Annotated in this window: 11 protein-coding genes; 4 read left to right on the plus strand and 7 right to left on the minus strand. The window is 67.3% G+C overall.

Going from position 1 to position 12,670, the window contains the following annotated elements; translation table 11 throughout:
- Positions 1-19 precede the first annotated feature (19 nt).
- Positions 20-430 carry a YraN family protein gene (locus tag ACQR13_RS02355; protein ID WP_315716817.1) on the minus strand — a complete coding sequence of 137 codons (411 nt, stop codon included), beginning with the start codon at positions 428-430 and terminating at the stop codon, positions 20-22.
- A complete protein-coding gene (gene rsmI / locus ACQR13_RS02360; RefSeq protein WP_316225991.1) occupies positions 417-1,376 on the minus strand; it encodes a 16S rRNA (cytidine(1402)-2'-O)-methyltransferase in 960 nt (319 codons plus the stop codon). Before rsmI ends, ACQR13_RS02355 begins: the two co-directional genes overlap by 14 nt.
- 300 nt (positions 1,377-1,676) lie before the next feature.
- Between rsmI and ACQR13_RS02365 the strand changes: the two genes are divergently transcribed.
- Positions 1,677-2,885, plus strand: coding sequence for a penicillin-binding protein activator (locus ACQR13_RS02365; protein ID WP_315750503.1), 1,209 nt, complete (start codon positions 1,677-1,679; stop codon positions 2,883-2,885).
- Positions 2,886-2,898: 13 nt separating this feature from the next.
- Here the strand turns inward: ACQR13_RS02365 and hemW are convergent, their stop codons facing one another.
- Genes hemW through rph form a run of 3 tightly spaced genes read right to left on the minus strand, consistent with a single transcriptional unit; the run spans position 2,899 to position 5,397 of the window.
- Positions 2,899-4,056 carry a radical SAM family heme chaperone HemW gene (hemW, locus tag ACQR13_RS02370; protein WP_316225993.1) on the minus strand — a complete coding sequence of 386 codons (1,158 nt, stop codon included), beginning with the start codon at positions 4,054-4,056 and terminating at the stop codon, positions 2,899-2,901.
- Positions 4,043-4,687 carry an RdgB/HAM1 family non-canonical purine NTP pyrophosphatase gene (gene rdgB, locus ACQR13_RS02375; protein ID WP_315716821.1) on the minus strand — a complete coding sequence of 215 codons (645 nt, stop codon included), beginning with the start codon at positions 4,685-4,687 and terminating at the stop codon, positions 4,043-4,045. The genes hemW and rdgB overlap by 14 nt, the downstream gene beginning before the upstream one ends.
- The gene (rph, locus tag ACQR13_RS02380) at positions 4,684-5,397 is read right to left on the minus strand and encodes a ribonuclease PH (RefSeq protein ID WP_315716822.1); all 714 of its coding nucleotides are present in this window, start codon (positions 5,395-5,397) and stop codon (positions 4,684-4,686) included. Before rph ends, rdgB begins: the two co-directional genes overlap by 4 nt.
- 164 nt (positions 5,398-5,561) lie before the next feature.
- On the opposite strand from rph, the gene hrcA reads away from it, so the two are divergent.
- Positions 5,562-6,650, plus strand: a complete 1,089-nt coding sequence (hrcA, locus tag ACQR13_RS02385) for a heat-inducible transcriptional repressor HrcA (RefSeq protein WP_315716823.1) — start codon at positions 5,562-5,564, stop codon at positions 6,648-6,650.
- Positions 6,651-6,782: 132 nt separating this feature from the next.
- A complete protein-coding gene (grpE, locus tag ACQR13_RS02390) occupies positions 6,783-7,403 on the plus strand; it encodes a nucleotide exchange factor GrpE (protein ID WP_315716824.1) in 621 nt (206 codons plus the stop codon).
- Positions 7,404-7,559: 156 nt separating this feature from the next.
- On the opposite strand, the gene ACQR13_RS02395 is transcribed toward grpE, so the two are convergent.
- Both ACQR13_RS02395 and ACQR13_RS02400 read right to left on the minus strand, forming a co-directional pair.
- The gene (locus ACQR13_RS02395; RefSeq protein ID WP_315716825.1) at positions 7,560-8,495 is read right to left on the minus strand and encodes a hypothetical protein; all 936 of its coding nucleotides are present in this window, start codon (positions 8,493-8,495) and stop codon (positions 7,560-7,562) included.
- Positions 8,496-8,704: 209 nt separating this feature from the next.
- Positions 8,705-10,213 carry a hypothetical protein gene (locus tag ACQR13_RS02400; RefSeq protein ID WP_434862548.1) on the minus strand — a complete coding sequence of 503 codons (1,509 nt, stop codon included), beginning with the start codon at positions 10,211-10,213 and terminating at the stop codon, positions 8,705-8,707.
- A 418-nt stretch (positions 10,214-10,631) separates the two neighbouring features.
- On the opposite strand from ACQR13_RS02400, the gene dnaK reads away from it, so the two are divergent.
- The gene (gene dnaK / locus ACQR13_RS02405) at positions 10,632-12,527 is read left to right on the plus strand and encodes a molecular chaperone DnaK (RefSeq protein ID WP_315716827.1); all 1,896 of its coding nucleotides are present in this window, start codon (positions 10,632-10,634) and stop codon (positions 12,525-12,527) included.
- Positions 12,528-12,670: the final 143 nt, after the last annotated feature.

The raw sequence follows: 12,670 nt of genomic DNA on the forward strand, positions 1-12,670 counted from the left end.
TCTCTGCAATCAGTTCATGTCAGGTGCTGGCGTCGAACGCCGCTACCAGATGGCGCGGCAGGCTGCGCGGCGCAACCAGAATCGCGTCGAAGCGCAGCTCCAATTCGGCATGGTCGGGATGCGCCATCAACCAGGCCTGCGCGGCATCGATGATGCGCTGCTGCTGGCGCGGCGTCACCGCATAGGCGGCATCGTCGAGCGAGGCACGCGCCTTGACCTCGACGAAGGCAACCAGGCCGCGCCTGCGCGCGATGATGTCGATCTCGCCTTGGGGCGTGCGGAAGCGTTTGGCGAGGATGCGATAGCCCTTGGCGATCAGCAGCGCTGCGGCGCGGGCTTCCGCCGATAACCCGGTGCGGAAGGCGGCGACGCGTTCGGGTGCCGCCGTCTTCGCCGGCTTGTCAGGGGAGACGCGCTCAGTCTTCGCCATCGGCCGACCCTGACCGCGCGTCCTTCACCAGCTCGAGCGCGCGCGCATAGACTTCGCGGCGCGGCCGGCCGGACAGCTCGACGGCATGCATCACGGCATCCTTGACGCTCGATCGCTGCAGCAGATCCTTCAACACGGCGTCGAGCGCATCCGGCGTCAGCACCCCGGCGCCGCGCGGCGGCGGACCGATCACCAGCACGAACTCGCCGCGCGTTTCGAGATCGCCGGCCTCCGCAGCGAGATCGCCGATGGCGCCGCGCAGCACCTCCTCGTGCAGCTTGGTGAGCTCGCGGCAGATCGCGGCCTGGCGTCCCGCCATGGCATCGGCGAGGTCGGCCAGCGTCTCCTGCACCCGGCTGCCGGCTTCGAACAGGACCAGCGTCGCGTCGATCCGCGCGAGCTCGGACAGCCGCGTACGCCGCGCCTGCTGCCTGGCCGGCAGGAACCCCTCGAAGAAGAAACGGTCGGTCGGAAGCGCGGCCACGCTGAGCGCCGCGAGCACGGCGGAAGGTCCCGGCAGCGCGGTGACAACATGCCCGGCCTCACACGCCTCGCGCACCAGCTTGTAGCCGGGATCGGAGATCAGCGGCGTGCCGGCGTCGGACACCAGCGCGATGGCCGCGCCTTCGGCGAGGCGCTGCAGGATCCTGGGTCTGACGGCTTCGGCATTGTGCTCATGATAGGCTGCGAGTTCCGCGCTGAGGCCGTAGCGCTCGGTCAGGCGCCGGGTGATTCGCGTGTCCTCGCACAAGATGAGGTCGGCGCCGGCCAGGGTTTCCAGCGCGCGCAGCGTGATGTCGCCGAGATTGCCGATCGGGGTCGCCACCAGATGCAATCCAGGCCGCGCCTTGGGCGCCGCAACGATCTGCCCCGCCACCAGATAGGTCGACGTGGTGGAAGATTTGCCGTCATCCGGCGACGTCTTGGGGATTGCCTTCGCGCCCATCGAGGTAATTTAAAGGGCCTGCCGCGGGATTGCCACAGGGGAACAGCCGCGCAGCGATTTTGAAGTGCCGATCGGCACGGGGGGGCCGTTCATCGCAGCTTCAAGTTCGAAGCTGCACCTCGATGAGGGTGTGTACGAGCAGGGGATAGGCCGTGCAAAACGTCGAATTGATCGGCTGTGTGGCGCTGACAGCCTTTTGTTTTGCTTAACTATTCGTCGACAATATGAGTGAATCTGCACGGCCTGCGGGACGTGCGTTTGGGGAACTTCTGGCCGGACTCGGCCGAACGAAGAGATGCCATGGTGGGCCCGCGTCATCCCAACTCTCTCGGTCCGGGACCCCATGGGGTCGCCCGGCGAACGGCGCTGGGCCTGATCGTCGGCGCGCCGCTGCTGTCGGCGTGCTCCAACGTCCAGCAGGGCTTCAATCCGTTCGAGCAGCCGACCGCGCCGGCGGGACCGCCGCAGCAGCCGGCGGTGGCCGGCAACGGCCAGGTCAAGGTCGGGCTGATTCTGCCGCTGTCGGCGTCGGGCAATGCCGGCGTCGCCGCGCAATCGATGAAGAACGCCGCCGAGATGGCGCTGGCCGAGTTTCAGAACCCCAACATCCAGCTCCTGATCAAGGACGACGCCGGCAGCCCGCAAGGGGCGCAGCAGGGCGCGCAACAGGCCTGCGACGAAGGCGCCGAGATCATCCTCGGCCCCCTGTTCGCGGGCTCGGTGCCGGCGACGGCCCAGGTGGCGCGCGCGCGCAACATCTCGGTCATCGCCTTCTCGACCGATTCGAGCGTGGCGGGGCGCGGCGTCTATCTGCTCAGCTTCCTGCCGGAGTCCGATGCCAGCCGCATCGTCGAATATTCCGCCAGCGTCGGCAAACGCTCGTTCGCGGCGCTGCTGCCCGACAATGCCTACGGCACCGTCGTCGAGGGGGCGTTCAAGACCGCGGTCAGCCGCCGCGGCGGACGCATCGTGGCATTCGAGAAATATTCCGGCGACCGCACTGGGCCTGCGCGCACGGTGGCGCAGGCGCTCGGCGGCGCCGATGCGCTGCTGCTGGCCGATGACGGCGAATCGGTCGCGGCGACGGCCGATGCGCTGACCGCTGCCGGCGCCAATCTGCGCAACATCCAGTTGCTCGGCACAGGGCTGTGGGACAATCCGCGCGTCTATGCCAGCGCCAGCCTGCAGGGCGGCCTCTATGCCGCGCCGGATCCCTCCGGCTTCCGCGCCTTTGCCGGCCGCTACCGGACGCGATTCGGCGGCGATCCCGTGCGTACGGCGACCCTCGCTTATGATGCGGTGGCGCTCGTGGCCGCGCTGGCGCGCACCCAGGGCAACCAGCGTTTCGCGCCCGATGTCCTGACCAATGCATCCGGCTTCGCCGGCATCGACGGGCTGTTCCGGTTCCGCAGCGACGGCACCAATGAGCGCGGGCTTGCGGTGATGCGCGTCGGTTCGGCTGGCGGACAGGCGGTCGCCGGCGCGCCGAAGAGCTTCAGCGCGACGTGAGTCGCAGCACTTCTCAGGCGGCGAGGTCGGCGACGACCGCGTCGAGCACCGGAAAGCCGTCCTGGGTTACCCGTAGCCGCCCGTCCGGATCGACCGCGATCGCGCCCTCCTCGCGCAGCAGCGCGATGCGGCGCGGATCGAGCCTGCGGCCGGAGATCCTTGCGTAGCGCTGCGGGTCGATGCCCTCGGCCAGTCGCAGCCCCATCAGCAGGAATTCGTCGGCGCGCTCCTCGCGGTTGAGCTCGTCGTCGGTCATGACACCATGACCGTTGGATTCGACCCGCATCAGCCAGGCTTCCGGCCGCTTGTCGGTCGCTGTCGCGTGCCTGATGCCGCCGATGTCGAGGCGGCCATGGGCGCCCGGGCCGATGCCGGCATATTCCTGGCCGCGCCAGTAGACGAGGTTGTGCCGGCACTCCGCGCCGGGCCGGGCGTGATTGGAAATCTCATAGGCCGGCAGTCCGTGACGGCCACAGATCTCCTGCGTGACGTCGTACAAGGTGCGCGCCAGGCCTTCGTCCGGCGTCTTCAGCTTGCCTGCGGCGTGCAGGCCGAAGAACGGCGTGCCTTCCTCGATGGTCAGTTGATACAGCGACAAATGCTCAGCCGCCTCGCCGATCGCCCGCGTCAGCTCTTCGGTCCACATCTGCGGCGTCTGGTCGGGCCGCGCGTAGATCAGATCGAACGAATAGCGCTCGAATGCATGGCGCGCGATCGCCACCGCCCTCATCGCCTCTTCAGCGGTGTGCAGGCGGCCGAGCATCTTGAGCGACGCATCGTCCATCGCCTGGACGCCGAGCGAGACCCGGTTGACGCCGGCGGCGCGATAGCCGGCAAAGCGGGTCGCCTCGACGCTGGTCGGGTTCGCTTCGAGCGACACCTCGACATCGCCAGCGACGTGCCAGTGCCGGCCGATCGCGTCGAGAATGGCGCCGACCGTCTGCGGCTGCATCAGCGACGGGGTGCCGCCGCCGAGAAAGATCGACGTGACGGTGCGCGGCCCAATGCGGGCGGCCGTGGTCGCGATCTCCTGCGCAAAGGCGCGGGCGAAGCGGTCCTGATCGATGGCGGCATGCCGGACGTGGCTGTTGAAGTCGCAATACGGACATTTCGACAGGCAGAACGGCCAGTGCACATAGACGCCGAACGCTTCGCTGTCAGCGCTGCTCAAGACAGATCTCCGCGAGTTTCACGAAGGCGCGCGCCCGGTGCGACAGGCCGAGCCCGAGCGGCGGCAGGCCATGTTTCTCGATGCTGGTCATCTCGCCGAAGGTCCGGTCGTGGCCCTCGGGCAGGAACATCGGGTCGTAGCCGAAGCCCGCCGTGCCACGCGGCGGCCAGACCAGGGTGCCGTCGACCCGCGCCTCGACCTCCTCGACGTGACCGTCCGGCCACGCCACGCACAGCGCCGAGACGAAATGGGCGCTACGCTTGTCGGCACCAGTCGCGTCCCGCTCCTGCAGGAGGCGCTCGATGCGCGTCATCGCGCCGGCGAAATCCTTGTCCGGTCCTGCCCAGCGCGCCGAATAGATCCCCGGCGCCCCATCGAGCGCATGAACCACGATGCCGGAATCGTCGGCAAAGGCAGGAAGCTGCGCGGCTCTGGCCGCGGCGACCGCCTTGATGCGGGCGTTGGCCTGGAAGGTCTCGCCGGTCTCATCCGGCTCGTCCAGGCCGAGATCGCCGGCCGACACCGCCTCGACGCCATGGGGAGCGAGCAGCTCGCGCATCTCGGCAAGCTTGCCGGGATTGTGGGTCGCAATGATGATGCGACCGGTGAGCTTGCGGTGCGGGCTGCTCACGCGACCGCCATCTTCTGCAGGTCGACCAGCCGCGCGACGCCCTTGCGGGCGAGCGCCATCAGCGCCAGGAATTCGGCCTCGGTGAACGGCGTCTTCTCCGCCGTGCCCTGCACCTCGATGATGCGGCCGTCGCCGGTCATGACGAAATTGGCGTCGGTCTCGGCCTCGGAGTCCTCGGCGTAGTCGAGATCCAGCACCGGCGTGCCGTTGTAGATGCCGCAGGAGATTGCGGCGACGTTGGCGCGCAGCACCTCGGTCTTGATCATGTTGCGCGATTTCATCCACTTGATGCAGTCGGCCAGCGCCACCCAGGCGCCGGTGATCGACGCCGTGCGCGTGCCGCCATCGGCCTGCAGCACGTCGCAATCGACCGTGATCTGGCGCTCGCCGAGCGCTTCCAGGTCGATCGCGGTGCGCAGCGAGCGGCCGATCAGGCGCTGGATCTCGACGGTGCGGCCGGTCTGCTTGCCGGCGGAGGCCTCGCGCCGGGTCCGTTCCAGCGTGGCGCGCGGCAGCATGCCGTATTCGGCGGTGATCCAGCCGCGTCCCTGGCCCTTCAGCCAGGGCGGCAGCCGGTCCTCGAGCGTGGCGGTGACCAGGACATGGGTGTCGCCGAACTTCACCAGGCAGGAGCCCTCGGCGTATTTGACGACGCCGCGTTCCAGGCTCACGGCCCGCAGTTCATCCGGTGCACGGCGGCTCGGCCGCATGATTCTCTCCGTGAAAGCGCGCGAAAGACCGACTTTGACCGGCCTTGTAGGAGCCGGGAACGGCAGCGGCAAGGGTTTATCATGGCTTCGCCCGCGAGCGCCGACCGGCTTGCCACCGAGCCGCCGCATGGACACATTATAGGCAGCTGGGAGGAGTGCATCTGGTGGCCCACCACGATCCGATCAACCTGATGACACCGCCGGCCGGTCTGGCGCATCTGAACGAGCGCTCGCGCGAGATCTTCCGGCAGATCGTCGAAAGCTATCTGGCGACCGGCGAACCGGTCGGCTCGCGCAACATTTCGCGGCTGATCGCGGTTCCGCTGTCGCCGGCCTCGGTGCGCAACGTCATGGCCGATCTCGAGCAGCTCGGCCTGATCTACGCGCCGCACACCTCGGCCGGCCGGTTGCCGACCGAGGCTGGCCTGCGCTTCTTCGTCGACGCCCTGATGCAGGTCGGTGACATGACGGAGGCCGAGCGGCAGTCGATCCAGAGCCAGCTCGCGGCCGTCGGCCAGGCGCAGTCGGTCGAAGCGGCGCTGGACGAAGCGCTGACCCGGCTGTCGGGTCTGACCCGTGCCGCTGCCGTGGTTCTCACCGCCAAATCCAACACCCGCCTGAAGCACATCGAGTTCGTCAGGCTCGAGCCCGAGCGCGCGCTCGTCGTTCTGGTCGGTGAAGACGGACAGGTCGAGAACCGGGTCCTGACCCTGCCGCCGGGCGTGCCGTCGTCGGCGCTGACCGAGGCGTCCAATTTCCTCAATGCCCGCATCAGAGGACGGACGCTGGCGGAAGCGCGGCTCGAGCTCGAGACCGCGCTGGCGCATGACCGTGCTGAGCTCGATCAGTTGACGCAGAAGGTGATCGCCGCCGGAGTCGCGAGCTGGTCCGGAGGGGACAGCGACGAGCGGCAGCTCATCGTGCGCGGCCACGCCAACCTGCTCGAGGACCTGCATGCGCTCGAAGATCTCGAGCGTGTCCGGCGGCTGTTCGACGATCTCGAGACCAAGCGCGGCGTCGTCGATCTGCTCGGACGGGCGGAGAGCGCGGAAGGTGTCCGCATCTTCATCGGCTCGGAGAACAAGCTGTTCTCGCTGTCGGGCTCGTCGACGATCGTGTCGCCCTATTCCGACGCCACGGGGCGCATCGTCGGCGTGCTCGGCGTCATCGGTCCGACCCGGCTCAACTATGCCCGGGTGATTCCGACGGTCGATTATGCCGCGCGTCTGGTCAGCCGGCTGCTGGGTGGCTGACGCGTGACTTGGTTCACCCGCGGACAGCGCCTCCGGGCGCAATGGTCAGGCTGCGCTTGATTTTCGACGCCCAAAGCACGATATCCCGCCCCATATCCCCCAAACCCGTCAGCCGAACTTGCGAGTCTGTCCATGACCGATCCCGACCTGCATAAGAATGATCCGGAAAACCCGGCGCAGGCCAGCGAACCCGTCGTCTCCAAGCCCTACATCATGCCCGATGATCCTGAGGCCGGCTCGGCCGAGGCCCTTGCCAAGGAGGCGGCCGACGCGCGCGACAAGATGCTGCGCACGCTCGCGGAGATGGAGAACCTGCGCAAGCGGACGGCCCGTGAAGTCGCCGATGCGCGCATGTACGGCATCACCGGCTTCGCCCGTGACGTGCTCGATATCGCCGACAATCTGCAGCGCGCGCTCGATGCCGTGCCGGCCGAGACACGCGCCAATGCCGATGCGGGCCTGAAGTCGCTGATCGAGGGCGTCGAGCTCACCGAGCGCTCGCTGCTCAACACGCTGGAGAAGAACGGCGTCAAGAAGTTCGATCCGACGGGACAGAAGTTCGACCCCAACTTCCAGCAGGCGATGTACGAGGTCCCGGATCCGTCGGTGCCGTCCGGTACCGTGGTGCAGGTCGTGCAGGCCGGCTTCATGATCGGCGAGCGCGTGCTGCGCCCCGCGCTGGTCGGCGTGTCCAAGGGTGGCGCGAAGGCGGCGCCGGCGGCGAGCAACGATCAGTCGAACAGCGCCGCCTGACGGCGAGCCTAGGCAGGCGTCCCGCTGCCGTCCTGTCGATCGAATGAACAAGCCACGGGCAACGATGCCCGTGGCTTCTTGTTTGTCACCGCGACTTTGTAGTCCGTCTCACGGCGAGTGGCCGACGTGATCACGACGTCCGATGCCGGGCTGGTCTCAGCCTCTCGGCTGGATGCCGTCGCGGACGGCGCGGAAGCGCGGGAAGGCCGCCGACCACTGGTCGCGCGGCGCGCTGCCGATGATCCGCAACGTGTTCGGCCCGCCGAAGCGCAGCCACTGCACCACCGTCACCGGCGTATTGTCCTTGCCGCTGGTGGCGTCGATCCGGGTCTCATAGGCCGGCTGGCCGTCGATGCGGATCGGCTCGGACATCGTGATGCGCGCTTCGCGGACGCCCGGAATGGTGGTGGCCGCCTGCTGCGCGACGCGCGCGCGGTCGCCTGCCTCCGGGGCGACGCCGGCCACCAGCCCGATCACCACGAAGGGCGCGGCCTCGAAGCCCTTGTCCTCTTCGCCATCGGCCAGGATCAGGGCGCCCGGCCCGAGCGTGCGGATGGTCTTGAACCCGGAGAGGTCGGTGACCTTGAACGGCATCATCGCGAGCTGCTCGTCGACCGGAACGTCCTTGCGGACGACGGCGGAGGCGAACATCTGGCGCACGGCATCGTCGGTATAGATCCGGCTCGCGGTCTCCGGGATCTGCACGGCCACGTAGCCGGAGAAGCCGTTGCCGGGCAGGATCATCGAGTAGCGCCGCACTGGCGTGGCGCCATCCCGGCCGTTCTCCACCGTGTAGTAGGCGGTGCCGGCAGCGGTCTCGATGCTCTCCGGCTTGACGCTGCCGGTCCCGGCGGGATTGGCGGTAAACGCATTCTTCACCTCGCCATAGGCGGCCGCCGGCAGTTCGGTCAGCAGCACCTTGACGCTCTGGTCCTCGGTTTCGAAGCCGGAGAACGTCTTGGCCTTGGCGAGCCCCACCAGGGGCGCGAGCCCGATGCGGACGCCGGGCGGAAATATGGCGTCGGCGGCCAATGCGGGGTGCAGCAGCGACATCAGCAGGGTGGCCGCGGCGAAAAATCGAACGATCATCATCAACATTGCCTCGTTGACCGAGGCCTCGTGCCGAGGCGGTCGGGATCCTCGCCAGCGTGGTCTTCGGCGGGCACGCTTTTAGCGGCTTTACGCCCCCCGCAACAGGCCGGGCGCGCGGTTTTGATCGCCTGCGGCGATTGGCGGGACCCCCGCGGGGGCGCATTTCGCGGATAATTCGCCTCGAAAGGCGGATTCAGGATGGTCCAGCGCTAGCTGCGCTTCAGGATTTCGACGCCGTCGACGGTCTGTACCAGCACATAGGGCTCCAGCAGAGCCCTGAGTTCGGGGTCGGAACGCGCCCAATCGCCCCAGTCGCTGTTCTGATTGTCGATCAGGACGACGTCGGGCGGCTGTTTCCGGAAGTCGGCGACGATCCCGGCGCGTTCGCGTTCCACGTAGGGCGCGAGCCTCTGCGCCGTCTGTGAATCGATGGTTCCGTCCTGTTGCGAGCGGCGAACGATTTCCCGGACCCAGAACGCCTCCTGGCGCGAGATCCAGGTGCCATCGAGGGTCCGCACCATGGGGTGGCCGATGACCGCAGCCGCGCTGAGCACCAGCATGCTCGGGTGCGGACCGAGCCGCGCCACCTGGGCTTCGATCTGCCGGACGTCGACGCTGCCATTGAACCAGAAGCAGGTCTGCACGAACAGCACGGCGCCGGCGAGAGCGGTGGCGGCACGCGGCCAGCGTCGCGCGTCGCGGCTGCTGTCGATCGCCGACAGCGCAAGGCCGGCGGCCAGCAGCGCCAGCGCGACCATGGGGTAGGCGTGATAGCCCCAGCCTTTCTGCTGCGCGACGAACGACACCAGGAAGCCGAGCGATCCGGCCAGCGTGGTGAAGGACGCCGCGTCGCGCTCGTATTGCCGGCGCTGCAGGAGGAGGACGATGATTGCCGCGGCGAGCCACAGGCCCATCGGCAGAGTGACGAGGATGGTCGGTACGGGCGCCTTCAGAAGCAGATAGACGTCGCGGACCAGCGGATAGATGACCGTGAAATATTCGGGAAAGAACAGGTAGATGCACGCCGCGTTGAGCAGCACCAGGGCCGCGGCGATCCAGTTCTCCAGCGCGAGCAGCACGCGCCAGTCGCGCGCCTGCGCGGCGGCGGCGAGAATGCAGAAGCCGACGCTGAAGGCGAAATAGGGCTTGAAGCTCATCGTGAGGCCGGCGCTGAGCCCGGCGATGAGGATGGCCGTCGGGGCTACCCGCTCGCCCTCGGCGCGCAGGATATACACCGCGATCGCCGGCAATATCGTGATCAGGGCCAGATGTTCCCGCTGGCCGAAATCATACATCGGCGCGATCAGGAGCAGGGCGGTCGTCCACGCCGCCAGCCGGCCGTCCGCGAGCCGATGGCGCAGGGCCGATGTCCGCAGCACCAGCCACACCAGCGTCAGGGATGCCGCGGTCAGTGCGAAGATCAGGATATTCGTCGCCAGCTCGGGCCTGAGATGGATCGCACGCGCCAGTGCGACCGCCAGAAGATAGACCGATCCCGCCATGGGCGGATTCGTCTCGAGGATGTCGACGTAGAGTCGCTGGCCATCGAGCATGCGCTCGCTGACGAGGAGCCACCAGCTGACGTCGACATTGAGGGGAAGGACGTACCGCAGCCACGCCGCTGCAACCACGATGGCGCAGATCAGCAGTCCCGGGAACGTGGCCTGGCCGGCTTCGCGCGCGCGTTGCGGAAAGCCCCAATCGGTGTCGATGACCATGCCTCATTCCCGTCCCAGGAGTGCGGCAGGCTAGGGCCCGTGGGTTAACAACGCATTTCGGTCGTTGGGGCAGATCAGCGGTACCGGGTCTGTCGCACTTGTCGGCGATCGCACCCTGCATTTCGCACCAGCCGTTCGATGTGCCGACAGGTGGACCCGCGCAGTCGCCTCCGGTCCGAGCCGCCGTTCCGCGTCGCCGCCGGGCCCGATGGGCCGCTCTGATGTCTCCATGATGACCTTGGGCGGCGGCCGTGATTTTCGTGGGGTCGAACCCCTGGTCCGGTCCTTGCGGGCCACTCCCCCCCTCCTATATGACGCTCATCGTCGCAATATCGCGAGCATTTGATCTGAGGGGGTTTTGGATGGGGGCGCCGTCAGGGCCCCACCCAACCTGCCGCAAAAAGAAGGATATGAGACCATGGGAAAGGTCATCGGGATCGATCTCGGCACCACGAATTCGTGCGTGGCCGTCATGGACGGCAAATCGTCGAAAGTCATCGAGAACGCCGAGGGCATGCGCACCACGCCGTCGATCGTCGCCTTCAGTGACGACGGCGAACGTCTGGTCGGTCAGCCGGCCAAGCGCCAGGCCGTGACCAACCCCGAGCGCACCTTCTTTGCGGTCAAGCGCCTCATCGGCCGCCGCTACGACGACCCGATGGTCGAGAAGGACAAGAAGCTCGTCCCCTACAAGATCGTCAAGGCCGGCAACGGCGACGCCTGGGTCGAGGCCGACGGCAAGACCTATTCGCCCTCGCAGGTCTCCGCCTTCATCCTGCAGAAGATGAAGGAGACCGCGGAAGCCCATCTCGGCCAGAAGGTCGACCAGGCCGTCATCACCGTCCCCGCCTATTTCAACGACGCCCAGCGTCAGGCCACCAAGGACGCCGGCAAGATCGCGGGCCTCGAGGTTCTGCGCATCATCAACGAGCCGACCGCGGCCGCGCTCGCCTACGGCCTCGACAAGACCAAGGCCGGCACCATCGCGGTGTACGACCTCGGCGGCGGCACCTTCGACGTCTCGATCCTGGAGATCGGCGACGGCGTGTTCGAGGTGAAGTCGACCAATGGCGACACCTTCCTCGGCGGTGAAGACTTCGACATGCGTCTGGTCAGCTACCTCGCCGACGAATTCCAGAAGGAGCAGGGCATCAACCTGCGCAACGACAAGCTCGCTTTGCAGCGCCTCAAGGAAGCTGCCGAGAAGGCCAAGATCGAGCTGTCGTCGACCACCCAGACCGAGATCAACCTGCCCTTCATCACCGCGGACCAGTCCGGTCCGAAGCATCTGACGATGAAGCTGACCCGCGCCAAGTTCGAGGCGCTGGTGGCCGACCTCGTCGAGAAGACCATCGAGCCGTGCCGCAAGGCGCTGAAGGATGCCGGCCTCACCGCTGGCGAGATCGGCGAAGTGGTGCTGGTCGGCGGCATGACCCGCATGCCGAAGATCCAGGAGATGGTGAAGCAGTTCTTCGGCAAGGAGCCGCACAAGGGCGTCAACCCCGACGAGGTCGTGGCGATCGGTGCGGCCATTCAGGCCGGCGTGCTGCAGGGCGACGTCAAGGACGTGCTGCTGCTCGACGTGACCCCGCTGTCCCTGGGCATCGAGACCTTGGGCGGCGTGTTCACCCGCATCATCGACCGCAACACCACGATCCCCACCAAGAAGAGCCAGGTGTTCTCGACCGCCGAGGACAATCAGAACGCGGTCACCATCCGGGTCTTCCAGGGTGAGCGCGAAATGGCGGCCGACAACAAGATGCTCGGCCAGTTCGACCTGATGGGCATTCCGCCGTCCCCGCGCGGCATGCCGCAGATCGAGGTGACGTTCGACATCGACGCCAACGGCATCGTCAACGTGTCGGCCAAGGACAAGGCCACCGGCAAGGAGCAGCAGATCCGCATCCAGGCCTCGGGTGGTCTGTCGGAGGCCGACATCGACAAGATGGTCAAGGACGCCGAGGCCAACGCCGTGGCGGACAAGAAGCGCCGCGAGGCGGTCGACGCCAAGAACCATGCCGACGCGCTGGTGCACTCGACCGAGAAGGCTCTGGCCGAGCATGGCTCGAAGGTCGCCGACACCGAACGCCGTGCCATCGAGGATGCCGTCAGCGATCTCAAGGAAGCGCTGAAGGGCGACGATGCCGAGGCGATCAAGGCCAAGACCAATACGCTGGCCCAGGCGTCGATGAAGCTCGGCGAGGCCATGTACAAGCAGCAGGCCGAGAGCGATGCGGCCCGCGACGCCGCCAAGGATGACGTGGTCGACGCGGAGTTCACCGAGGTCGACGACGACAAGAAGAAATCTGCTTAACTGAGGCAGAGGTAGTGACCATGACCCCCATGCCAAAGAGCGCTTTCAGCGGCTCGTTGGATGGGGGTCATTTTCATTGACCCGGAACGCGCGCGGCGATCGCGCCAGCCGTTCCTGTTGGGCGAAGTTCGGGCGGGTTTGAT

The organism is Bradyrhizobium sp. HKCCYLRH3059, assembly GCF_051168035.1.
GTDB lineage: Bacteria > Pseudomonadota > Alphaproteobacteria > Rhizobiales > Xanthobacteraceae > Bradyrhizobium.

What these genes read in the sequence shown, in the direction of transcription:
- ACQR13_RS02400 (WP_434862548.1), bottom strand. Translation starts at nt 10,213, where the DNA reads ATGGTCATCGACACCGATTGGGGCTTTCCGCAACGCGCGCGCGAAGCC.
- rph (WP_315716822.1), bottom strand. Translation starts at nt 5,397, where the DNA reads ATGCGGCCGAGCCGCCGTGCACCGGATGAACTGCGGGCCGTGAGCCTG.
- rsmI (WP_316225991.1), bottom strand. Translation starts at nt 1,376, where the DNA reads ATGGGCGCGAAGGCAATCCCCAAGACGTCGCCGGATGACGGCAAATCT.
- ACQR13_RS02395 (WP_315716825.1), bottom strand. Translation starts at nt 8,495, where the DNA reads ATGATGATCGTTCGATTTTTCGCCGCGGCCACCCTGCTGATGTCGCTG.
- grpE (WP_315716824.1), top strand. Translation starts at nt 6,783, where the DNA reads ATGACCGATCCCGACCTGCATAAGAATGATCCGGAAAACCCGGCGCAG.
- ACQR13_RS02365 (WP_315750503.1), top strand. Translation starts at nt 1,677, where the DNA reads ATGGTGGGCCCGCGTCATCCCAACTCTCTCGGTCCGGGACCCCATGGG.
- ACQR13_RS02355 (WP_315716817.1), bottom strand. Translation starts at nt 430, where the DNA reads ATGGCGAAGACTGAGCGCGTCTCCCCTGACAAGCCGGCGAAGACGGCG.
- dnaK (WP_315716827.1), top strand. Translation starts at nt 10,632, where the DNA reads ATGGGAAAGGTCATCGGGATCGATCTCGGCACCACGAATTCGTGCGTG.